The 22,413-nt window shown below is 71.1% G+C and carries 19 protein-coding genes; 8 read left to right on the forward strand and 11 right to left on the reverse strand.

Translation table 11 applies throughout. From position 1 onward, the window contains the following. Positions 1–230: 230 nt before the first annotated feature. The 4 genes from recF to dnaA all read right to left on the reverse strand — a co-directional run bounded on the left by recF (position 231) and on the right by dnaA (position 6,218). Complete coding sequence (recF, locus tag EBN88_RS09740; protein WP_122183436.1) at positions 231–1,370, reverse strand: DNA replication/repair protein RecF; 1,140 nt, start codon at positions 1,368–1,370, stop codon at positions 231–233. Positions 1,371–1,422: 52 nt separating this feature from the next. Then, positions 1,423–2,301 carry a phosphogluconate dehydrogenase (NAD(+)-dependent, decarboxylating) gene (gnd, locus tag EBN88_RS09745; RefSeq protein WP_122183410.1) on the reverse strand — a complete coding sequence of 293 codons (879 nt, stop codon included), beginning with the start codon at positions 2,299–2,301 and terminating at the stop codon, positions 1,423–1,425. Positions 2,302–2,433: 132 nt separating this feature from the next. Beyond that, positions 2,434–3,564, reverse strand: a complete 1,131-nt coding sequence (gene dnaN / locus EBN88_RS09750) for a DNA polymerase III subunit beta (protein WP_122183411.1) — start codon at positions 3,562–3,564, stop codon at positions 2,434–2,436. A gap of 884 nt (positions 3,565–4,448) precedes the next feature. Then, a complete protein-coding gene (dnaA, locus tag EBN88_RS09755) occupies positions 4,449–6,218 on the reverse strand; it encodes a chromosomal replication initiator protein DnaA (protein ID WP_122183412.1) in 1,770 nt (589 codons plus the stop codon). Positions 6,219–6,610: 392 nt separating this feature from the next. On the opposite strand from dnaA, the gene rpmH reads away from it, so the two are divergent. From rpmH to EBN88_RS09795, 8 genes are all read left to right on the forward strand, one after another. Continuing rightward, a complete protein-coding gene (gene rpmH, locus EBN88_RS09760; protein ID WP_062209723.1) occupies positions 6,611–6,748 on the forward strand; it encodes a 50S ribosomal protein L34 in 138 nt (45 codons plus the stop codon). Positions 6,749–6,771: 23 nt separating this feature from the next. Next, positions 6,772–7,140: a ribonuclease P protein component gene (rnpA, locus tag EBN88_RS09765; protein WP_122183413.1), complete on the forward strand. Its 369-nt coding sequence runs from the start codon at positions 6,772–6,774 to the stop codon at positions 7,138–7,140. Continuing rightward, positions 7,137–7,451, forward strand: coding sequence for a membrane protein insertion efficiency factor YidD (yidD, locus tag EBN88_RS09770; protein WP_122183414.1), 315 nt, complete (start codon positions 7,137–7,139; stop codon positions 7,449–7,451). The genes rnpA and yidD overlap by 4 nt, the downstream gene beginning before the upstream one ends. Before the next feature lie 12 nt (positions 7,452–7,463). After that, positions 7,464–8,624: a membrane protein insertase YidC gene (gene yidC / locus EBN88_RS09775; protein WP_122183437.1), complete on the forward strand. Its 1,161-nt coding sequence runs from the start codon at positions 7,464–7,466 to the stop codon at positions 8,622–8,624. Between the two features lie 14 nt (positions 8,625–8,638). Continuing rightward, positions 8,639–9,145 (forward strand): Jag family protein, encoded by a 507-nt coding sequence (locus EBN88_RS09780; RefSeq protein WP_122183415.1) that lies wholly within the window; start codon positions 8,639–8,641, stop codon positions 9,143–9,145. Further along, a complete protein-coding gene (gene rsmG, locus EBN88_RS09785; RefSeq protein WP_233580569.1) occupies positions 9,142–9,879 on the forward strand; it encodes a 16S rRNA (guanine(527)-N(7))-methyltransferase RsmG in 738 nt (245 codons plus the stop codon). The genes EBN88_RS09780 and rsmG overlap by 4 nt, the downstream gene beginning before the upstream one ends. Before the next feature lie 309 nt (positions 9,880–10,188). After that, positions 10,189–11,247, forward strand: coding sequence for a ParA family protein (locus tag EBN88_RS09790; RefSeq protein ID WP_122183416.1), 1,059 nt, complete (start codon positions 10,189–10,191; stop codon positions 11,245–11,247). Continuing rightward, entirely contained in the window at positions 11,244–12,371 is a 1,128-nt protein-coding gene (locus EBN88_RS09795; protein ID WP_122183417.1) for a ParB/RepB/Spo0J family partition protein, read from the forward strand. Before EBN88_RS09790 ends, EBN88_RS09795 begins: the two co-directional genes overlap by 4 nt. A gap of 87 nt (positions 12,372–12,458) precedes the next feature. On the opposite strand, the gene trxA is transcribed toward EBN88_RS09795, so the two are convergent. The 7 genes from trxA to EBN88_RS09830 form a co-directional block, all read right to left on the reverse strand. Further along, on the reverse strand, positions 12,459–12,788 hold the full coding sequence (trxA, locus tag EBN88_RS09800; protein WP_122183418.1) for a thioredoxin: 330 nt from the start codon (positions 12,786–12,788) through the stop codon (positions 12,459–12,461). Between the two features lie 51 nt (positions 12,789–12,839). Beyond that, positions 12,840–13,808, reverse strand: a complete 969-nt coding sequence (gene trxB / locus EBN88_RS09805; protein WP_122183419.1) for a thioredoxin-disulfide reductase — start codon at positions 13,806–13,808, stop codon at positions 12,840–12,842. Positions 13,809–14,003: 195 nt separating this feature from the next. Beyond that, entirely contained in the window at positions 14,004–14,891 is an 888-nt protein-coding gene (locus tag EBN88_RS09810) for an anti-sigma factor (protein WP_122183420.1), read from the reverse strand. Next, the gene (gene sigM, locus EBN88_RS09815; RefSeq protein ID WP_122183421.1) at positions 14,888–15,577 is read right to left on the reverse strand and encodes an RNA polymerase sigma factor SigM; all 690 of its coding nucleotides are present in this window, start codon (positions 15,575–15,577) and stop codon (positions 14,888–14,890) included. The genes EBN88_RS09810 and sigM overlap by 4 nt, the downstream gene beginning before the upstream one ends. Before the next feature lie 63 nt (positions 15,578–15,640). Further along, entirely contained in the window at positions 15,641–17,341 is a 1,701-nt protein-coding gene (locus EBN88_RS09820) for a protein kinase family protein (RefSeq protein ID WP_122183422.1), read from the reverse strand. A 142-nt stretch (positions 17,342–17,483) separates the two neighbouring features. Beyond that, on the reverse strand, positions 17,484–19,892 hold the full coding sequence (gene murJ / locus EBN88_RS09825; protein WP_122183423.1) for a murein biosynthesis integral membrane protein MurJ: 2,409 nt from the start codon (positions 19,890–19,892) through the stop codon (positions 17,484–17,486). 34 nt (positions 19,893–19,926) lie between these two features. Next, positions 19,927–22,275: a DUF6049 family protein gene (locus EBN88_RS09830; protein WP_122183424.1), complete on the reverse strand. Its 2,349-nt coding sequence runs from the start codon at positions 22,273–22,275 to the stop codon at positions 19,927–19,929. Positions 22,276–22,413 lie beyond the last annotated feature (138 nt).

Genomic DNA, 22,413 nt, shown 5'->3' on the forward strand with positions numbered 1-22,413 from the left:
CGCGCTCCCGCGCGCGCTCCTTGGCCGCCCGCAGCGCGACCCGCGCCAGGTCGACGCCGGACACCTCGGGCGTCCCGGCGCCGCCGCCCGGGTCCGCGTTCCCCGCCGGGGCCAACGCGCCCTGCTCAGGGGCGCCTTGACCGCCCGCGCCCCGCGCACCATCCACAGCCTGTGGACGCTCCCCGCCCCGCGCACCGTCCGCGCCCGCAGCGCGCCGCGCGCCCCCCGTGTCACTCGGCCAGGACACGAGCGACCTCCCCCTCGGAGACCTCGAAGCGGGCGCCGGCCAGGATCTCCGGCACGTCCTCCGGGACCGCCGCCGTGACCAGCACCTGCTCGGCCGAGACCACCAACTCGGCCAGCCGGTGCCGGCGTCGGGCGTCCAGCTCCGCGAAGACGTCGTCCAGGATCAGGACCGGCTCGGGCCCCTCCTCGCGCAGCAGCCCGTACGAGGCCAGCCGCAACGCCAGCGCCAACGACCAGGACTCGCCGTGGCTGGCGTAGCCCTTGGCCGGGAACTCGCCAAGACGCAACAGCAGATCGTCCCGGTGCGGACCGACCAGCGTCACCCCGCGCTCGATCTCCCGCGCCCTGGCCTCGGTCAACGCGGCGGCCAGCAGCGCCTCGTGCTCCTCGCGGCCGACCGCGCCCGCGCCCTCGTCGACCGTGGCGCCCCGGTACTCCAACACCACGGGGCCGCCACCCGGCGCCACCTGCTCGTACGCCTTGTCGGCCAACGGCCGCAGCGCCTCCAGCAGCGACAGCCGCCGCACCACCAACTCCGCGCCCACCCGCGCCAGATGCTGGTCCCAGACGTCCAAGGTCGACAGGTCCATGCCGCGACCGCCGTGCCGCCGGGCCATCGCCGCCGACTTCAACAGCGAGTTCCGCTGCTTCAACACCCGTTCGTACTCGGCCCGCACGCCGGCCAGCCTGGGCGTCCTCGCCGTCGCCAACTCGTCGAGGAACCGCCGGCGCTCCGTCGGGTCACCCTTGACCAGCCGCAGGTCCTCCGGCGCGAACAGCACCGTGCGCACGATGCCCAGCAGGTCGCGGGGGCGCACCTGCGTCGAGCGGTTGATCCTGGCCCGGTTGGCGCGGCCCGGGTTCAACTCCAGCTCCACCAGCTGCCGGCGCTCGCCCTCCCGCACCAGGGCGCGCAGCACCGCGCGCTCCGCGCCCATCCGCACCAGCGGCGCGTCGGCGGCGACCCGGTGGCTGCTCAGCGTCGCCAGATAGCCGACGGCCTCCACCAGATTGGTCTTGCCCTGGCCGTTCGGGCCGAGGAAACACGAGACCCCGGGGCCGAGTTCCACCTCGGCCCCGGCGTACGACCGGAAGTCGGCCAACGAGAGATGTGTCAGGTGCACGGCGTGGGCCAACCTCCCCGATCGAACCGCCCGTCGGCGCTCCCCGCCAGGACTACGAGGAACTCCGCACGGCGTGACCGCCGAACTGGTTGCGCAGCGCGGCGACCATCTTCATCTGCGGCGAGTCCTCCTGCCGGGAGGAGAACCGCGCGAACAGCGAGGCGGTGATCGTCGGCAGCGGCACCGCGTGGTCCACCGCCGCCTCGACCGTCCACCGGCCCTCGCCGGAGTCGGCGGCGTAGCCCCGCAGCCGCTCCAGGTGCTCGTCGTCGTCGAGCGCCCGGACCGCCAGGTCCAACAGCCAGGAACGGATCACCGTCCCCTCCTGCCAGGAGCGGAACACCTCGCGGACGTCGGTGACCTCCTTGGCCGCCTCCAGCAACTCCCAGCCCTCGGCGAACGCCTGCATCATCGCGTACTCGATGCCGTTGTGCACCATCTTGGCGAAGTGCCCGGCGCCCACGCTGCCCGCGTGCACCGCGCCGGACTCCCCGGGCGGCTTCAGGGCGTCGAAGATCGGCCGCACCCGCTCCACATGCTCCTGCTCGCCGCCGTACATCAGCGCGTAGCCGTTCTCCAGGCCCCAGACCCCGCCGGAGACCCCGCAGTCCACAAAGCCGATGCCCCTGGTGGACAACTCCGCCGCGTGCCGGGCGTCGTCCGTCCAGCGGGAGTTCCCGCCGTCCACCACCACGTCCCCGGGGGAGAGCAGGCCGGCCAGCTCGTCCACGACGGACTGGGTCGCCTCGCCCGCCGGCACCATCAGCCAGACCACCCGGGGCGCGGCCAGCGCGTCCACCATCTCCCGCAGGCTGCCCACATCGGCGGACTCGGTGTCGGGGGCGTACCCCACGACGGTGTGACCGGCCCGGCGGATGCGCTCGCGCATGTTGCCGCCCATGCGGCCGAGGCCCACGAGACCCAGCTCCATCAGGACTCCTTCGTTGCGTTGTACCTGAGGCCGAGCCTACGCCCGACCCCGCACGCACACCTGTGGGGTCGGGCGCTCAAAAGCGCAGATCAGCGGGGCCGCGCCGGTGAGCCGTCAACGACGGGCCCGGGCTCAGCCGCTCAGCCGAACGGGCATGATCAGGTACTTGTAGCTGTCGTCCGCCTCGGCGTCCACGGCGGGCCGGCCGCTCAGCAGCGCCGGCTTGGTGGAGGTGGTGAACGAGAGCTGGGCCACCGGGGAGTCGATCGCGCTGAGGCCCTCCAGCAGGAAGCCGGGGTTGAAGGCGATCGAGATGTCGTCGCCCTCCAGCTGGGCGTCGACGCGCTCCACAGCCTGTGCGTCGTCGCTGGAGCCGGCCTCCAGGATCAGCACGCCCTGCTCGAAGTTGAGCCGGACCGGGGTGTTGCGCTCGGCGACCAGGGCCACGCGCTTGACCGCCTCAACGAAGGGCGCGGTCTCGATCACGGCCACCGAGTTGAACTCGGTGGGGAAGAGCGTGCGGTACTTGGGGAGGTCGCCCTCCAGCAGCCGCGTCGTGGTGCGCCGGCCGGCGCCCTCGAAGCCGATCAGCCCCTCGCCGGCCCCGGAGCCGGCGAGCGCCAGGGAGACCGTGTCGCCGCCGCTGAGGGACTTCGCCGTGTCCAGCAGCGTCTTGGCCGGGACCAGGGCGACGGCGGAGACGTCCGCCACCTCCGGCTTCCACAGGAACTCCCGCACCGCGAAGCGGTATCGGTCCGTCGAGGCGAGCGTCACCGTGTCGCCCTCGATCTCGACCCGGACGCCGGTGAGCACCGGCAGCGTGTCGTCCCGGCCGGCGGCGATGGCCACCTGGGAGACCGCCGAGGCGAAGACCTCAGCCGAGACCGTGCCCGTGGCCGTCGGCATCTGCGGCAGCGCCGGGTACTCCTCGACAGGGAGGGTGTGGAGGGTGAACCGCGAGGAGCCGCAGACCACCGTGACCCGCACGCCGTCCGAGGAGATCTCCACCGGACGGTTGGGCAGCGAACGGCAGATGTCGGCCAACAGCCGCCCGGAGACCAGGACCGTCCCCTCGTCCTCCACGTCGACCTCGACCGACACCCGCGCCGAGACCTCGTAGTCGAAGCCGGAGAGGCTCAACGCGCCACCCTCCGCCTTCAACAGCAGCCCGGCGAGCACCGGCACCGGCGGTCGGGCCGGCAGGCTGCGGGCGGCCCATGCCACCGCCTCCGCGAGCACATCGCGTTCCACCCGGATCTTCACTTCAGCCGCCTCCCGCAGTTGCTGGCCGCTCGTCGCCGTTGGCTCCGTTTGTTGGGCCCCCAGTCTGACGCACGCCACTGACAGTAGGTGCTCCGGCGAGTCAAATCGAGGCGCGCTGGGTAGGTCGTCCCCGAGCCCGGTTGTGCACAGCCCCCACTTCGAACCGAGTCTCCCGGCTTATATCCGTAGTCGTAGTAGTAGGGCCTGTGGAAACCGTGGATAACTCCAATTCCCCTGCTCAGAGCGGGTTTTCTGTCCACAGGCCCTGTGGGTGGAGCGGTGGACGAAGCGGCCCCTCCTGTGGACAGCCGCCGGTTGTACACAGGCCATCCCCAGGACACCCCGAGTTCTCAACAGGTCTGTCCCCAGTTTCGGAGCGGTTGCCCACAGGCCGCGCGGCAGCCTCCTGTGACCTGATTCACTCGACCCGGTGAGGCGGCGCGTTATGTTGCCGAACAGTGGATAAACCTGTGGATTGGCTGTGTACAACTCCCCTCATCCTGTGGGTAGCTGGCCCTGGTCGGTGGACAACGCGGAACGGGCCTGGGGCCGGTCCTCGTTCGTCCACAGGCTGTGGACGAACGTCCTCCACACATCCACAGGCACCTGACCTGCGGTTGTCCCCCGTTCCTCGCCGGCCTGTGGACAGAGATCTGGACGACACGCCAACCCCACAGGGTGTGGACGACGACAACTCGCCGAATCTGTGGGAAACCCGGGAGAACCACGAAAACACGAGTGGCCCGGGTCGCTAATCGAACAGCGCCCCCGAGGCGAAACCTCGGGGGCGCTGCGGTGAACGGGCGGCCTACGGCGGGGCGGTGGCGTTCGTCGAGGGGCCGGTGGCGACTCTCGGTGACGCCCAGCCGTTCCTCGGCCGTTCCTCAGCCGTTCTTGATGCGGTTGGTCAGCTCGGTGACCTGGTTGTAGATGGAGCGCCGTTCGGCCATCAGCGCCCTGATCTTGCGGTCGGCGTGCATCACCGTCGTGTGGTCGCGCCCGCCGAAGTGCTGACCGATCTTCGGCAGCGACAGATCGGTCAACTCCCGGCACAGGTACATGGCGATCTGTCGCGCCGTGACCAGGATGCGGCTGCGCGAGGAGCCCGCCAGGTCCTCGATGGTCAGGCCGAAGTAGTCGGCGACGGCCGAGGTGATGGCGTCCGCCGTGATCTCGGGGGTGGCGTCCTCGCCGCCCGGGATCAGGTCCTTCAACACGATCTCCGTCAGCCCCAGGTCCACCGGCTGCCGGTTGAGGCTGGCGAAGGCGGTCACCCTGATCAGCGCGCCCTCAAGTTCCCTGATGTTGCGGGAGATCCGCGAGGCGATGAACTCCAGCACCTCGGGCGGGGCGTTCAACTGCTCCTGGACCGCCTTCTTCCGCAGGATCGCGATCCGGGTCTCCAGCTCCGGCGGCTGGACGTCCGTGATCAGTCCCCACTCGAAGCGGTTGCGCAGCCGGTCCTCCAGGGTGATCAGCTGCTTGGGCGGCCGGTCGGAGGAGAGCACGATCTGCTTGTTGGCGTTGTGCAGGGTGTTGAAGGTGTGGAAGAACTCCTCCTGCGTGGACTCCTTGCTCGCCAGGAACTGCACGTCGTCCACCAGGAGGATGTCCATGTCCCGGTAGCGCTTGCGGAAGGCGTCGGCCTTGCCGTCCCTGATCGAGTTGATGAACTCGTTGGTGAACTCCTCCGAGCTGACGTAGCGCACCCGGGTGCCCGGATAGAGGCTGCGGGCGTAGTGCCCGATGGCGTGCAGCAGATGCGTCTTGCCCAGCCCGGACTCCCCGTAGATGAAGAGGGGGTTGTACGCCTTCGCCGGCGCCTCGGCCACCGCTACGGCCGCCGCGTGGGCGAAGCGGTTGGAGGCGCCGATGACGAAGGTGTCGAAGAGGTACTTCGGGTTGAGCCGGGCGGTCGGCTCCCCCGGTCCCGTCGCCGGCGCCGGCTGCGCGGCCAGCGGCCCGGGCGCGCCGCCGCCCGAGGAGCCGGGCCGGTCGCCGGAGTCGTAACGGCCGTACCGCTGCTCGCCGTAGCGCGGCTCCCCGCCGTAGGAACGCTCCCCGTACCGCTGTTCCTGGTAGGACTGCTCGCCGAACCCGCGCTCGCCATACGTCTGTTCACCGAAGGAGGAGGAGTCGAAGCCCTCCGGGCGACCGTAGGAGGGGTAGTCCCCGTGCGGCTGCCGCCACGGCGGGCTCTCCTGGGGCGGGGTCTGGTGGCGGTCGGGGTAGGCGGGGCGCGCCTCGGGCCCCTGCTCGCGCCGGCCGTCGCCGCCGTATCCGTCGTACTTCTGGTAGCCGCCGTCGTCCGTGGGCGTCTCGGCCCGGGGACCCGACTGCTCGGGGATGGACGGCGTGGCCGGGCCGGACGGTGTGGACTCCGCCGGCGGCGCCGTGACGGTGATGGCCAGCCGGACCGGTTGGCCGCACTCGCGGCTCAGCGCCTCGCTGATCAGCGGCGCCAACCGCCCCTCCAACACGTTCTTCGCGTACTCGTTGGGCACGCCCAACAGCGCGGTCCCGGAGACCAGGGCCAGCGGCTGGCAGTCCTGGAGCCAGCGGTGGTCCTTGGACTCCAGGCGCTGGCCGTCGGAGAGCATCGTTGTCAGAGCCCGGGGCCAGACCGCTGCAAGGTCCGCTGGAAGGTCAGCCACGAGGCACGCTCTCTCACTCGCAGGGGTGGCGCTCAGGGATGGCGCTGTGTTGGCGGGCACCTGTGGGTGTGACGCCGGGGGCGATCGGGAAAGATTCCGAGTTCAGTCACGTTAGTCAGCGCGAGGTCCGCGCATCAAGTCGTTGTCCACAGGCTGTGTACAGGGATGCGCCGTCCGAGTTTGACCTGTGGCTCGCCTCGCGCGTACCGTTGCCAGGTCGAGTCGTCGATGGCTGCTGCCGCCTGCCTCCGATGGCCCGCCTCCGACCAGAGGTGTGAGCGGCTGACTCGGGCGTTGCGATGGCCTCGCGGGCGCACGGTGACAGCCAACGACGGTCCACATCTGTCTCGGCCGACCTGTGCCGGTACACCGAAGATCTCTGGAGTCCCCGAGTGAGCAAGCGCACTTTCCAGCCGAACAACCGGCGCAGGGCCAAGACCCACGGCTTCCGGCTGCGGATGCGGACGCGTGCCGGCCGCGCCATCGTCGCCAACCGTCGTGCCAAGGGCCGCGCCCGGCTGTCGGCCTGAACCACTGACCACAGGTCCATGCGGTGCTGCCCTCCGAGAACCGGCTGAGGCGGCGCGAGGACTTCGCGACCGCGATGCGCCGAGGTCGCAGGGCCGGACGCCCGCATCTCGTCGTCCATCTGAGCGATGGAACGGACCCGCACCTGGCGGAGGGGACACCCTCACCGCCACGTGCGGGTTTCGTCGTCAGCAAGGCCGTGGGGAACGCGGTGGTCCGCCACCGCGTCCAGCGTCGGCTACGTCACCTGGTCCGGGCCCGGCTGACCGCGCTGCCCGCCGGTAGCCTGGTGGTGGTGCGGGCCCTGCCGGGCGCGGAACGAGCCGCGTTCGACCAGCTGGCTCGCGAGCTGGACGCCGCACTGGAGCGGCTACTGGGAGGGGTACGCGGATGAAGTACCCGCTGCTGCTGCTGATCAAGCTGTATCAGTGGACGATCAGCCCCCTTCTCGGCCCGGTCTGTCGTTACTATCCGTCGTGTTCCCACTACGGGTACGGCGCCATCGACCGACATGGAGCGCTCAAGGGGACCGCCCTCACCGCTTGGCGCATTCTGCGCTGCAACCCCTGGTCGCCGGGTGGAGTCGATCACGTTCCGCCGCGCAAGCGCCCGGTCTGGCATCGGTCACTGCGGGACCGACTGCGGCACCGGTCGTTCAACCCCGCCTCTTCCGGGGGTGCCCCCAACAATGCCCAAGGAGCTTGATCCGTGGACACGATCAATTCGATCCTCTCCCCCCTCTATATCGCCGTTTCGTGGATCGTCGTCCAGTTCCACAGCCTCTACAGCCTGGTCTTCGACGAGGACAGCGGCTGGGCCTGGGGGCTGTCGATCGTCTCCCTGGTGGTGGTCATCCGGATCGCCCTGATCCCGCTCTTCGTGAAGCAGATCAAGGCCACCCGGAACATGCAGGCGCTCCAACCACGGATGAAGAAGATCCAGGAGCGCTACAAGAACGACCGGCAGCGTCAGTCCGAAGAGATGATGAAGCTGTACAAGGAGACGGGCACCAACCCGCTCGCCAGCTGTCTCCCGATCCTGGCGCAGTCTCCGTTCTTCATCGCGCTCTTCCAGGTGCTCAACCACATCGCCAGCGACAAGGTCGTCGGCGTCCTCAACCGGGACCAGGTCGACTCCGCCCGTGAGGCGACGATCTTCGGCGCCCCGATCGCCACCCGCTTCATGGACAGCGCGGCCGACGTCGCCGCGCTGGGCGCCTCCCAGGCCAACGTCCGCACCGTCACCATCATCATGATCGTGCTGATGTCGGCGTCGCAGTTCTTCACCCAGCGCCAGCTGATGACGAAGAACGTCGACCTCACGGTCAAGACGCCGTTCATGAACCAGCAGAAGATGCTGATGTACATCTTCCCGATCATGTTCGCCGTCTTCGGTGTGAACTTCCCGGTGGGTGTGCTGATCTACTGGCTGACCACCAACGTCTGGTCCCTGGGCCAGCAGATGTACGTGATCACGCGGAACCCCACCCCCGGCAGCCTGGCCTACCAGCAGCGGCAGGAGCGGCTGCGCAGGAAGGGCAAGCTTCCCCAGGCGGAGGAAGAGGCCGCGAAGAAGTCCGCCGAGGCGACCCGGACCGTCCGCAACCAGCGCAAGCGTCAGACCCGGTCCCAGCGGCAGTCCGGCACCGGTGCCCAGCCGGCGAAGAAGCAGGCCGCGTCCGCCCCCTCCCGGCTGGACAAGCCCCAGCAGAACGGCAGGAGCGGCGGCGGCCAGGCCAGCCAGAACGGGCAGAACGGCCAGGCGCCGTCGTCGGAGAGGTCCCAGCCGCAGAAGAAGCAGCGGGGGCAGCAGGCGAAGAAGTCGCAGGCGAAGTCCCAGGCGCGCAAGCCGAAGCCGTCCGCCAAGAGCAAGAAGTAGAAGGAGCCTCACCCGTGACGGACACCACCTCAGCCCCCGCCGAGGAGACCGACGAGCTGACCCTCCTGGAGCAGGAGGGCGAGATCGCGGCGGACTACCTGGAGGGGTTGCTGGACATCGCCGACCTGGACGGCGACATCGACATGGATGTCGAGGGGGATCGGGCGGCGGTCTCGATCGTCTCGGATGGCCCGTCGCGCGATCTCCAGAAGCTGGTGGGCCGGGACGGCGAGGTGTTGGAGGCGCTCCAGGAGCTGACCCGGCTCGCGGTGCACCGGGAGACCGGCGAACGGAGCCGGCTGATGCTGGACATCTCCGGGTTCCGCGCCCGCAAGCGGGAGAAGCTGACCGCGCTGGGCACCCAGACGGCGCAGCAGGTGAAGGACTCCGGCGAGCCCGTGAAGCTCCAGCCGATGACGCCCTTCGAGCGCAAGGTCGTGCATGACGCGGTCGCTGCGGCCGGCCTGCGGAGCGAGTCCGAGGGCGAGGAGCCGCAGCGGCGCGTGGTCGTTCTGCCGTGACCCAGGACCGTGCCGTGGAGGCGACGCTTCCCGAACCTCCGGAGGCCGCGCGGAAGGTCTTCGGCGAGCGTCTGGGCGACGCCGTTCGCTATGCCGAGCTGCTGGCCGACATCGGGGTGGGCCGTGGGCTGATCGGCCCCCGCGAGGTGCCCCGGCTGTGGGAACGCCACCTGCTGAACTGCGCCGTGCTCTCCGAGGTGGTGCCCGAGGAGGTCACGGTCTGCGATGTGGGCTCCGGGGCCGGTCTCCCCGGCATCCCGCTCGCCCTGGTGCGGCCCGACCTCCGGATCACCCTGCTGGAACCGCTGCTGCGACGCATCAACTTCCTGGGCGAGGTGGTCGAGCTGCTCGGCCTGGAGGACCAGGTGTCCCTGGTCCGGGGCAGGGCCGAGGAGGTGCTGCCGACCTTCACCCCCGTCCATGTGGTGACGGCCCGCGCGGTCGCGCCTCTGGACCGGCTGGCCGGCTGGGGCGTTCCGCTGCTGCGCCCCTACGGCGAGATGCTGGCCATCAAGGGCGAGACCGCCGAGGAGGAGCTGAAGGCCGCCCGGGGGGCGCTGGCCAAGCTCGGCATGGTGCGGAGTTCCGTGCTCCACGCGGGAGTTGGCGTGGTCGACCCGCCCTCCACCGTGGTGCGCGTCGAGGTCGGGGAGAGCCCGGGCGGGGTGCGGTTCGCCGCCAAGCGCGCCAAGGCCGCTCGGCGCGGCGGCTCCAGCCGGCGCCCCCGCCGCTGACCGTTCCGCGCCCGGCGCCGGCCGAACGCGGGGCGCCGTGCGGTGCCGTTCCCGTTCGCCCGAAGCGACGGTCATCCGGGGCAATTGGCCGTGGGCGGAGTGTCCTGCCGAGCCCCGGAGTTGAGCGTGGGCATCGTGTTTCACGTGAAACGCCGCTCGCTGCTCCAGGGAATCATCAGCCGTGGGCGCGCGACTGCCGAGCCGCGCGCCCGTCGTCCCCGAACGTCACTCCAAAGTGGGGCGCCTGTATCCACAGAGGGCCCTTCATCCACAGGTAAGCGGTCCTCGCTGGTTCGCAACCCCCGAGACATGGCAGGCTTTGACTCCACAGAGGCTGTGCGTGTCGAGGAGAGTGAACCATTGCGGTCCGACGCCAACACTGCTGGGCCGACGGCCGATCCGGTCCCGGGCCCTCGGTCCGAACCGACGGACGCTCCGGGCGGTGCCGTTGATATTGCGACCAGTGCTCCGCCGCCCGCCGACGGGGCACCCATCGCCCGGGCCGCGCAGCAGGCCATCGCCGCCATGCACATCTCCGGCGGCGCGCTGCCCCGGCCGGCCGAGACCCGGATCATGGTGGTCGCCAACCAGAAGGGCGGGGTCGGGAAGACCACCACAACGGTCAATCTGGCGGCCTCACTTGCCCTCCACGGCGCCCGCGTTCTGGTGATCGACCTCGACCCTCAGGGCAACGCCTCCACGGCGCTCGGGATCGACCACCACGCCGAGGTGCCCTCGATCTACGACGTGCTGGTCGAGAGCAAGCCGCTCGCCGATGTGGTGCAGCCGGTGCGCGATGTGGAGGGGCTCTTCTGCGCTCCCGCCACGATCGACCTGGCCGGCGCCGAGATCGAGCTGGTCTCCGTGGTCGCCAGGGAGAGCCGCCTGCAACGGGCCATCAGTTCCTATGAACAGCCGCTCGACTATGTGCTGATCGACTGCCCGCCCTCCCTGGGGCTGCTGACGGTCAACGCGTTGGTGGCCGGCGCCGAGGTGGTCATCCCCATCCAGTGCGAGTACTACGCGCTGGAGGGCCTCGGCCAACTCCTGCGCAATGTCGAGCTGGTGCGCGGCCATCTCAACCCGAGACTGCATGTCTCCACGATTCTGCTCACCATGTACGACGGCCGGACACGGCTGGCCTCCCAGGTCGCGGAGGAGGTGCGGAGCCACTTCGGCAACGAGGTGCTGCGCACCAACATCCCGCGCTCGGTGCGCATCTCCGAGGCCCCCAGCTATGGGCAGACCGTCCTCACCTACGACCCGGGCTCCAGCGGTTCGCTCTCCTATCTGGAGGCGGCCCGGGAGATCGCGCTCCGTGGCGCGATCCCGCAGCAGGAACAGCACAACCCGGAGGGGGCTCAGTGAGCGAGCGACGTAGAGGACTGGGCCGAGGGCTGGGCGCGCTGATCCCGGCGGCGCCCAAGAGCGCGGAGGAGCCCGCCGAGAGCGACAAGGGAAGCGCGGTATCGCCCAGCGCCGTCCCGCTGTTGACGGCCGAGCGCGGCATCGCGGTGCCGACCGCGCCGGAGCGCGGGCGCAGGACGGTGGCCGAGCAGGCCCCCGCCCCGCCGGCGGCGGAGGGCGGGGGCGAGCAGCCGCAGGAGGTCTCGGGCGCGCACTTCGCGGAGTTGCCCATCGACTCCATCACGCCCAACCCGCGCCAGCCGCGCGAGGTCTTCGACGAGGACGCCCTCGCCGAACTGGTCACCTCCATCAAGGAGGTGGGTCTGCTCCAGCCGGTGGTGGTGCGTCGACTCTCCGGGGACCGCTATGAGTTGATCATGGGGGAGCGCCGCTGGCGCGCCTGTCGTGAGGCCGGCCTGGAGGCGATCCCCGCGATCGTCCGGGCGACCGAGGACGACAAGATGCTGCTGGACGCGCTCCTGGAGAACCTCCACCGCGCCCAGCTCAATCCCCTCGAAGAGGCCGCCGCCTACGACCAGTTGCTCAGGGACTTCAAGTGCACCCATGACGAGCTGGCCGACCGGATCGGGCGGTCGCGGCCCCAGGTGTCCAACACCCTGCGGCTGCTTCGGCTCTCACCGGCGGTGCAGCGGCGGGTGGCGGCCGGGGTGCTCTCGGCCGGACATGCGCGGGCGCTCCTCTCCGTCGAGGACCCAGACGAGCAGAACAAGCTCGCCCTGCGGATCGTGGCCGAGGGGCTGTCGGTGCGCGCGGTGGAGGAGATCGTCACCCTCCAGAGCGACAGCAAGAAGAAGAGCACCCGGGCCAGGGGGCCCAGGGCCGGGAAGCGGATCGCCCCGGCGCTCGACACCCTGGCGCACCGGCTCTCGGATCGCTTCGAGACCCGGGTGAAGGTGGACCTGGGGCAGAAGAAGGGCAAGATCGTCGTCGAGTTCGCCTCGATAGAGGATCTGGAGCGCATCCTGGGGCAGTTGGCCCCAGGCGAGGGGCCGGTGCTGGAGCAGCGGGCCCAGGACGAGGAGCAGCAGCCGGGCGAGGCCGAGAGCGACTCGTTGGACGGTTGACCGGCCTCCTTCCCGGCGATCGGCAGAGCGAAGGGCCGTGGCGTTTCACGTGAAACACCACGGCCCTTCGGTCGTTCCGAGCGTCGCTCAGGCGATGAACTCGGTGAGGTCTCGCTCGATGGCCGCCTTGGGCTTGGCGCCGACGATGGTCTTGACGACGTCACCGCCCTTGTAGACGTTCATGGTCGGGATCGAGAGGATGCCGTACTTCGACGCCGTGGCCGGGTTCTCGTCGATGTTGAGCTTGACGACGGTGATCTTGTCGGCGTGCTCGGCGGCGATCGCCTCCAGGGCCGGGGCGACCTGACGGCAGGGGCCGCACCACTCGGCCCAGAAGTCGACCAGCACGGGCTTGTCGCTCTGGAGAACCTTCTCTTCGAAGTCGGCGTCGGTGGCGGTCACGGTGGCGCCAGCCATGGTGCATCTCCTTTGTTGGGAACCTGGGGATCTCGGAGGGCTTGCGGTCTCTCAGACCTGGGCTTCCGAGGTTACGGACGCGGCATCGGCCAGCGCCGCGAGATAGCGCTCGGCGTCCAGCGCCGCCGAGCAGCCGGTGCCGGCGGCGGTGATCGCCTGGCGGTAGGTGTGGTCCACTACATCACCAGCGGCGAACACACCCGGGACATTGGTGCGCGTGCTGGGCGCGTCCACCGCGATGTAGCCCTCGTCGTCCAACTCCAGCACGCCCTTGAAGAGTTCGACACGCGGGTCGTGGCCGATGGCCACGAAGAGACCGGTGACCGGAAGCTCCGACTTCTCGTCGGTGCTGGTGTTCCGCACGACGAGACCAGAGACCTTGCCCTCCGCGCCCTGGATCTCCGCCACCTCGCTGTCCCAGAGGAACTCGATCTTCGGGTCGGCGAAGGCGCGCTCCTGCATGGCCTTGGAGGCGCGCAGCGTGTCCCGGCGGTGGATGACGGTGACCTTCCGCGCGAACCGGCTCAGGAAGGTGGCCTCCTCCATGGCGGTGTCTCCGCCGCCAACCACGGCGATGTCCTGCTCGCGGAAGAAGAAGCCGTCACAGGTGGCGCAGTAGGAGACCCCGCGACCGGAGAGCTGGTCCTCGTTGGGCAGCCCCAGCTTCCGGTGCTGGGAACCGGTGGCGACGATGATCGCCCTGGCACGGTGGACCGCGCCCGAGGTGTCGGTGACGGTCTTGACCTCGCCGCTGAGATCGACGGAGACGATGTCGTCCGGCACCAACTCGGCGCCGAAGCGCTCGGCCTGGGCGCGCATGTTGTCCATCAGGTCGGGACCCATGATCCCTTCCTGGAAGCCAGGGAAGTTCTCGACCTCGGTCGTGTTCATCAACGCGCCGCCGGCGGTGACCGCGCCCTCGAAGACGAGCGGGTTGAGCGAGGCGCGTGCGGTGTAGAGCGCGGCGGTGTAGCCCGCAGGTCCGGAGCCGATGATGATCACGTTGCGGACGTCGCTCACGGAATTCTTCCTTGTCTGGTGGTCTCTCACCCGGGACCCTGGCTGGGCCCTCAGTCGCTTAACGGTTCCCAGGGTCCCAGACATTCCCAGGCCGTTGGCGCCCCCGGGGGACGTTCCTCGGATGCTGTTCCGGCCTGGAGGGCGCGCGACCGTGGGCCGCGAGAAGGAGACGCCGATCAGCCGGTCCGGGCGCCGCTACTCGCGGGGGTAGCTCTCCTCCAGCAGGATCTCCCCCGCGACCGGCGGAGTGGCGGAGACGCACTGGGCGTCCACCACATAGGCGGTCACCAACTCCGGGTTCTCGCTGTGCGGGAAGACCACCAGATAGGCGTCGGTGCCGTTGTAGTCCTCCTCGTTGACCGCGAGCGGCTCCTCGGGGCGGCCGATCGCCTCGTCCACACAGGTGGGCATGTCGGAGAGCATGTGCACCTCACCCGAGCCTGGGTCCTCGGTGGCGCCCTCCGTCGGCTCCTCGCTGGGCGCACTGGTGGGCGAGGGCAGCGGCGTCGGAGGCTGCGTCTCGGGGAGGGGCTCCTGTTCCGACGAGGTCTCCTGCTCCTCGGAGGCCTCGGGGCTGTAGGAGTTCTCCAGCAGCTCGCGGACCTGGCCCTCCAGGGATTCCACCGGAGGCTCGGGTGCCCGCATCGCGCCGTCCTCGTCGGCGGGAGCGTCGGCCATGGAGCCACCGGCGTCGCTTCCACCGGACGAGCCCAGGGCCTCCAGCACCACCGCGCCGATGCCCACGGCCAGGGCCGCGCCGGCGGCGGCGAGCGCGAGGCGAGCCCGGGAGTGCCGTCGGGCGCTCCTCGCTGTTTCACGTGAAACGACGGGGGAGGGGCGCGCGTTGGCACGGGCCGCCTCGGCGGCGAGGGCGGCGTCGATGCGGAAGACAACGTCGTCCGGGATGGGGCCCGGGTCGGTCTCCTCGTGCAGCGCCCGGCGCAGCGTCGCCAGTTCGCCGAGCGTTGCGGCGCAGGCGGCGCAGCGCGCCAGATGCTCGCGGAGACCGGTGGCCTCGGAGGGTGTCAGCAGATCCTCGTCCAGCGCCGCCAGCTCGGCGGGCTCGGGATGTGTCTCACTCATGTGCCCACCTCCTTCTCGGTGGCGCCGGGTGCTTCCCCGCCCCTCGGAGGTGGGACGGATGGACCTGGGGTCTGGTTCCTTGGCCCGTCCTCGTCCGGAGACGCCTTGGGATGAAGGTGGCGGAGCAGCGGCAGCAGCCGCGCCCTGCCACGGGCGCAACGGCTCTTGATGGTGCCCACGGGGGTCTCCAGGATGCGGGCGGCCTCCGCGACCGGATAGCCCTGCATGTCGACGAGGACCAGGGCGGCGCGCTGCTCCAACGGCAGCTCGGCGAGCGCCGATGTCAACTGGCGCCGCAGATCCTGACGTTCGGCCGGCGCCTCGGCGGACTCGTGGGGCTCCAGCAGGTCCTCCAGCCGCTCCGGTTCCGGCATGGGCGAGGTGCGGCGGCTCTGGGCCCGGCGCACCCGGTCCAGGCAGGCGTTCACCGTGATGCGGTGGAGCCAGGTGGTGACGGCCGAGTGCCCGCGAAAGGTGTGGGCCGAGCGATAGGCGGAGACAAAGGCGTCCTGAAGGGCGTCCGCCGCCTCCTCACGGTCGCCGAGGGTGCGCATCGCGACCCGCCAGAGGCGATCCCGATGGCGCCGCACCAACTCGGTGAACGCGTCCGGGTCCCCGGCCACATGGCTCGCCAGCAGCTCCTTGTCGGTGGCGACGGCAGGTTCGCTCGGAGCCTGACTGCTCACGACGGAACCTCCCCTCTCCCCTCGGCCGCCGCGCCCGCACTGGCACGCGGTTCCCCGGACCGACTACTGGTTGACGCTGATATCGGTGATGCGGCCACGGTAGTTGCCGTCGTTCCCCAGCGGCAGGTCGGTGAGCCAGACGAGCACGAAGCGCGTGGTCACCGGCTCGTCTCCCTGGAGCGTGAGCGAGCTACCCGTCGCGCTGTCCAGCGTGACAAAGTCGTCCGCGCCGCCGGGCGGCGTGGTCGCGTCGGCCGGGGCGGCTCGGAACTCGACGGCGGTGTCGCCGACGGCCTCCACGGTAAGCGACCGGACTTCCCGGGCCTCGCCCAGGTCCAGGATCAGCCCAAGCCCCCTCTTGAGGTTGCCGAAGGACGGCCCGTAGTAGTTCTTGGTCTGCCAGTAGCTCTCGGGGTCGTCATCGATGACGAGCGGGGCGGACTCCGGGTTCTGGCCGGAGCCCTCGGGGTCGAGTTCCGTCACGGAGCTGACCTCCAGTGGCCCGGGCGGCGGCTCCTCCACGTCCTCGTCCTCGTCGGGCCCGGGAGCCGGCGTGGCCTCGGCGGGGGCATCCCCCTTGAGCAGCGCGTCCGCCAACTGCCAACTGCCCAGGCCGAGGGCCGCGATGAGCAGGGCCGAGACCGCGACCTTCAGAGCGGTGCCCCAGCGCCCGCCCAGCGCGGGAGGAGCGCTCCCGGCGCCGCCCGCGACGCCGGGCCGGCCCGGGGCCGTCGGTGGGCCGCCGGCGACCAGGGTGCCCCGCTGGTAGGTGGTCGGCTGGTGGAACTGGGGCAGGGCAGAGGGCGTGGGCTCCGGCGGCCTGATCCGGGGCAACTGGGCCAGCGCCGCGCTCAGTTCCTCCGGCGTCGTGAGCGCCGGCTTCTCGCTCACCGCCGTGGCGCCGTCGTTCACCAGGGCGCGCATGGCCAGCTCGGAGAGCCCGCGATGGACGCCGGCGCGCACCTGTTCCGGGGTGAGCAGCGGCTCCCGGCTCCCCTTGCTCAGGCCGGCGACGCCGCTGAGCCCGTAGACGCCCTCGGGGTAGGGCCAGCGCTGGGTGAGCGCGGCATAGAGCAGCGCCCCGATGGCCTCGGTGTCGGCCCGCTGCGGGTCGTCCGCCTCGATTCCCCGCAGCGCGGCGTCCACGGCCAGCCCTCGGATGCGGAACTGGCAGGGCCCGGTCCGCAGCACGGTGGCCGGGTTGAGTCGGAGGTGGGCGAGGTTCTCCCGGTGGGCGGCGGCCATGGCCTGGGCGACCTGGCCGGCCAGCGCCTGCGCCTCGTGGGGGTCGAGTGGCCCCGCGTGGAGCAGGGTGTGGAGCGGGATGGCGTCGGGGAGCCACTCGTGGATGACGTGGACCAGGCCCTTCTCCTCCACCGCGTCGAGGACCTGGACGAAGCGCGGGTCACCCAGCAGCGCGGTGGCTCGGGCGGCGGAGAGCACGGTGGCCGCCCGCTCGTGGCTGGCGGGCAGGACATGGACGCCCACGGCCCGGCGGAGTTTCTCGTCGACCGCACGCCAGCTGCTGAAGCCGTCCAGTCGGGTGATGCACTCCTCCAGCCGGTAGCGGCCGGCCAGCCGGTGCCCGCTGTGCAGCTCGACCGCTTCGGGGGCGGGCTGGGGACGCTCCTGCTCGGGCCCCTCGGTCTCGCCCTCGGCTCTCTGGGCGTCGGGCGCCTGCTCGGTGCTCGCTGGGTCCTGCGGAGGGCTCGTCGCCGTGCTCCGTTCCGCCACCGTCGCTTCCGCCTCCCCGTTCCGGGCCATCGGTCGTGGACTCTGCCAGGTTCATTGTGCCGTTAGTCCGTCCCCCTGCACGACATGTGAGGGCGCCGGGAGGTTGTACGGAGGGTGGCCGGGGAGTGTCCCGACCGCGACCGGTGGTGCCGGTCCTCCGCGAGTCACGAGGTCAGCGCCCCAGGCGGCTGCGGACCATGCCGACCAGAACCGTCATCTCCTGGATGCGCATTCGACGCGCCGCCAGATAGAAAACGGCCAGCAGCAGCAGTCCGCCGGCGCCGAGCGCCGCGAGGGAGCCCAGCAGGCCCTGCCCCAGGGCGTTCAGCACCATGAGGCCCACGAGGCCGCCGAGCGCCGCCGCCGGGATGCACGCGCCGCAGAGCCTGATGTAGGTGCGGACGACCCGGGCGCCGTCGAGGTCGGTGCGCATCCGCTGCCGCAGCCGGCGCCAGGCGACCACCACGCCGAACGCGTAGGCCAGCCCGTAGCCGAAGGCGATGCCCGCGACCACCCACCGGTCGGGGAGCACCACGAAGCTCAACGTCGACAGCACGATCCAGGTCAGCGAGACCACGACCGTGTTGTAGAACGGCGTCTTGGTGTCCTCGTAGGCGTAGAAGGCGCGCAGCACGACGTACTGGGCGGAGTAGGGGATCAGCCCGAGGCCGAAGGCCATCAGGATGTACCCGAAGGACCGGGCGGCTTCGCTGCCGGCGGAGTTGAAGAGCAGGGTGCAGATCGGGATGCCGAGCGCGAGGAAGACGAAGCTGATCGGCACGATGGCCACGGCCGAGGTGCGCAGCCCGTGGGAGAGGTCGTCCCGGACGGCCGCCGTGTCGTTGTCGGCGGCGGAACGGGAGAGCCTCGGCAGCAGCGCGGCCATCACGGAGACGGTGATGATGGCCTGGGGCATCTGCCAGATCAGCAGCGTGCTGTTGTACGCGGTGAAGCCGGTGCCGGGGAATCCGGCGGCGCTGGCGTTGTCGCCGGCCCAGGTCGCGAACTGGGTGACGACGATCAGCGCGGCCTGGTTGGCGAGGACGAAGAGCACGGTCCACTTGGCCAGCCGGGCCGCCTTGCCCAGGCCGTGGCCGCGCCAGTCGAAGCGGGGCCGGATGCGGAATCCGGCGGCCCTGAGGTAGGGGAGCATGGCTCCGGCCTGCACGACCAGGCCCAGCAGGGTGCCGATGCCCAGCAGCCGGACCCCCTCGGGCGTGATGGTGGAGACTGACATCTCCGAGCTGCGCTGCGTCCCGTAGACCCAGAGGAACATCCCGAAGGTGAAGATCACCACGATGTTGTTGAGGACCGGGGTCCACATCATCGCGCCGAAGCGGTCCCGCGCGTTGAGGATCTGCCCCAGCACCGTGTACACGCCGGTGAAGAAGATGGTGGGCAGGAAGTAGCGGGCGAACGTGATGGTCAGCTCGTTGGCCGCCGGGTCGCTGGCGAACTTGGCGGTCTGCATCCGGACCAGCAGCGGCGCGGCCACCATGCCCATCACGACCAGGGCGGCCAGGGCGACCATGACCAGGGTCAACAGCCGGTTCGCGTAGGCGTCGCCGCCGTCCTCGTCGTCCTTCATCGCCCGCACCAGCTGGGGGACGAAGACGGAGTTGAGGCCGCCGCCGATGATCAGGAAGTAGATCATCGAGGGCAGGGCCCAGGCGACGGTGTAGGTGTCGCCGAGCACGGCGGCCCCGAGGGCCGCGACGATCACCAGCTGGCGAACGAACCCGGTGATCCGGGAGACCAGCGTGCCGGCGGCCATTATCGCGCTGGATCTGAGGATGCTGCTGGCCCGACCGCCGCTGGGGGACTCGGGCGCCGGCGTGGGGTCGGCAGCGGGCGCCGGCGCCGCGGCGGGTGGCGGCGGCGAGACGGGCGGGCTGGCCGGCGGGGGCGCCTGGTGCTGGTGCTGGGGATGCGGGGGCTGCCCGGGATACGGCTCGGGGCCGGGCCGGGCGGGGCCCGCGCCGGGGTGCTGCTGGTCGCGGAAGAGGTAGGCGAACGCGTCGTCCGGCTGCCCGGTCCTCGGCTGCTCGGCCGGTGCCGACGGATAGCCGCCGGGCTGGCCCGCCAGGTCGGCGGGGCCGCCGAACTGGCCGCCGGCCTGCGGGGGTTGGGGTTGCTGCCCGTAGGGCGACGGGCCGGCGTCGTACTGCTGGCCCGGCGCCCACCGGGGGTCCTGGTAGGGCTGGTCGACGGGTGGCCGCGCCGGATAGCCGTGCGGGCCGGCCGCGTTCGGCGGCGGGGGGTGGGCCGTGCGGTCGTAGAGCGCCTCCCCCACCGGGTCCTGGGCCAGCGGGTCGCGGTCGGCGTACGGGTCGTGCTGGTAGCTGTCCGCGAGATAGGGGTCGTAGCCCGGGTGCTGCTGGTGCTGGCCCGGGGGCGGGCCCGCCGGCTGGGCGGGCGGGGGGTAGCCGTCCTGCTGGCCGTAGCCGGGGTGCTGGTCGTAACCCGGGTGGGGCGGCTGCGCGTACTGCTGGCCGCCCTGGTCCGGGGCGTTCTCCGACCAGCCGGACGGGTCACCGCCGTCCGGCGCCTGGCCGCGTTCACGGTCATACGGCGCTTGCATCGCTACCCCTTAGGTTCACGGTCCGGACTCCGGCTCACTCGTCGGGGTCCAGCCTCTCACCCCTGGACGGGGTGCCGGCGTCGCCGTCGTTGGTGTCGGAGTCGCTCTCACCCGCCGGGGCGTTGTCCTCGGACGCCTCGGACGCCTCGGACGCCTCGGACGCCTCGGACGCCTCGGACACCTCGGACGCCTCGGCCTCCCGGGCCGCGCGCCTGCGCTGGGTGTACATCCGGATTCCGGCGAGCACCACCAGCAGCAGGCCGCCGGCGATCACCATGAGCACCCGGGGGGTGTAGGAGGTGACACTGGCCTGGAAGCGCATCGGCTCCCCGTAGGCCTTCTGGTCCTCGGTGGTGAAGAGACGGGCCTCCAGGAACGTGCGGCCGTTGGCCCGCGCCGTGGTGGAGAACTTCACCGTCTGGCTGTGCCCGCCGCCCACCGCGATCTGCTGGGTTTCGCTGACCTCCAGGCCCAGCCGGCGACTTGAGGTCAGCCGCAGCTCAAGGCCCTGGACGTCCTGGACCAGGTTGTTCTCCACCGTGACGGGGATGGTGGCGCTGCGGCCCGAGAGGGTGATCGGGGACTTCTGGATGATGCTGACCCGGTCGGTCAGGGCCTCCAGGCCGTTCTGCACGGCGAAGCGGTAGGCGGCCGCGTCCGACTCGTGGCCGCGCCAGGAGGTGGACATCTCGCGGCGGATGGCGTTGCCGAAGGGGGACTCGACCCGGTCGGGCTCGGTCAGGATGACCATGAAGTCCTCCAGCGTCCGCTGGGTCTCCCGCATGGTCTGGAACGCGCTGGTGGGAAGCTCCTGTTGACGCAGCCGGGACGGGTATTCGTCGGCGCTCGGCACCCGCTGGTTGGCGGCGGGGTCGGGCTGGGCGGCGGCCGTGGCGCTCAGGTGCTCGAACGAGATCCAGTCGGCGTCCTCCTGGAGGCCGCGGATGGCGTCGGCCATCGCTTGGGCCTGGTCCCCGGTCGGCATCCGTTGGGGCGCGAGCAGCAGGTTCCGTTCGCTCTCCGGCTGCTGCCGGGCGATGGCGAAGGTCTGGGCGAGGAGCTGCTGGCCGGCCATGGCCGCGTTGCTGGTGCTGCTCATGTCCTCGGTGAAGAGGGTGGAGAGCGTCGCGTCGGCGACCACGGCGGTGTTGCCGTCCCCGATGGGGCGGGCGGCCGAGGGGGTGTGGGCGAGGCCGTCGTCGCGCAGGCTGTCGCTCCGGGCGATGACGTGGTGGGCACCGGCGGAGGTGGCCACCGAGACGATCGAGGGGTCGATCGCGCCCTCCACGGGCCAGGCGAAGTCGGTGGTCGGCTCGACCTTCAGCACCGTGTCGACGGTCACGGCCGCCGTCTCGGTGGCGGTGGCCAGCTGCCGCAGCGCGCCCTGGACCTCCCGCCCCTGGTGCGCGAGGGACGCGAGGTCGGGGTCGCCGTAGGGGAGGGCCACCACCTCGTCGCCGCTGACCGCGTCCTGGAGGGCGCCGAGCCAGGCCCTGGCCTCCTGCTGGCCGTCGCCGGCGACCAACTCGTCGCCCTCGTAGACCTGGTACTCCTCGACCATGGCGTCCACGGAGGCGAGCAGGTCGGGGTCGATCACCCAGGTGACCGGGAGGTCGGCGCCGAGCGTCACCATGCGGTGGAGGCGGCCGCCGGGGGAGATCTCCTCCAACAGGGAGCCGTCCCGGAAGGCGGGGGTCTGTTCCTCGTTGGCGCCGGTCTGGGCGGTCAGATGGGTGCGGGAGACGAGCGGCCACAGAAAGGTGAGGCGCGTCCCCGGGCCCTCGACGGAGCCCGAGGGCGCCCAGGGCAGCACGGTGCGGTCGATGCCGAGAATCCGGTCCCACTGGCCGTCCTCGGTCTGCCCGGTGAGCGTCACGCCCACCTGGTAGACCCCGTCAGCGCCGAGGGAGAGCGCGGAGACCGGCACCTGGAGGGAGAACGTCCGGGACATGCCCGGCTGCACGGTGCCGATGTCCTGGCTGTGCCCCTGCACGATGGGGCCGTCGGTGTCGAGGCTGAACTCGGTGAGCGCCATCGACTCGTCGAGGGCGGCGCGGCTCTCCAGGAGGACGCCCTGGCGGGCGGCCACCGAGCTGTTCAGGATGGCGGACTCGCCCTCGTTGGTGACGGTCCCGCGCAGGGTGAGGGTGTCGTCCTCCTCCGGTGCCTTCGGGCTCACCTCGGTGAGGGCGACGGTGGCCGTGGAGCCCTCGTTGGTCTGCGTCCGGGCGTGCGGTGCGCTGGCCGCCGAGGCCGGTCCGAGCCCGCTGGAGAGAACGGTGGCCAGCAGCGCGGCGAGGAGTCCGAAGAGCCGGCGCCCACGACGCCCGAGGAGCTTCCCGCGCCGGTCGCCACCGGAGCGGGACGATGGTGTCTCCGCCATCTCTGGCACGCGTCAGCCCCGTTCCTTCTCGTCCCCGCTGTCCCGGGGTCCGTCCCCAGCCCTCAACGCGCCTTCATGGTAACGATGATCGACGCGTGCGAACGCCATGGATAGGCCGCTCCCCCGGCCCCCGGAGAC

This window comes from Streptomyces triticirhizae, from assembly GCF_003696235.1.
GTDB lineage: Bacteria > Actinomycetota > Actinomycetes > Streptomycetales > Streptomycetaceae > Streptomyces > Streptomyces triticirhizae.

What these genes read in the sequence shown, in the direction of transcription:
- gnd (WP_122183410.1), bottom strand. Translation starts at nt 2,301, where the DNA reads ATGGAGCTGGGTCTCGTGGGCCTCGGCCGCATGGGCGGCAACATGCGC.
- EBN88_RS09830 (WP_122183424.1), bottom strand. Translation starts at nt 22,275, where the DNA reads ATGGCGGAGACACCATCGTCCCGCTCCGGTGGCGACCGGCGCGGGAAG.
- EBN88_RS09790 (WP_122183416.1), top strand. Translation starts at nt 10,189, where the DNA reads ATGGCAGGCTTTGACTCCACAGAGGCTGTGCGTGTCGAGGAGAGTGAA.
- trxA (WP_122183418.1), bottom strand. Translation starts at nt 12,788, where the DNA reads ATGGCTGGCGCCACCGTGACCGCCACCGACGCCGACTTCGAAGAGAAG.
- EBN88_RS09820 (WP_122183422.1), bottom strand. Translation starts at nt 17,341, where the DNA reads ATGGCCCGGAACGGGGAGGCGGAAGCGACGGTGGCGGAACGGAGCACG.
- yidD (WP_122183414.1), top strand. Translation starts at nt 7,137, where the DNA reads ATGAAGTACCCGCTGCTGCTGCTGATCAAGCTGTATCAGTGGACGATC.
- murJ (WP_122183423.1), bottom strand. Translation starts at nt 19,892, where the DNA reads ATGCAAGCGCCGTATGACCGTGAACGCGGCCAGGCGCCGGACGGCGGT.
- EBN88_RS09810 (WP_122183420.1), bottom strand. Translation starts at nt 14,891, where the DNA reads ATGAGTGAGACACATCCCGAGCCCGCCGAGCTGGCGGCGCTGGACGAG.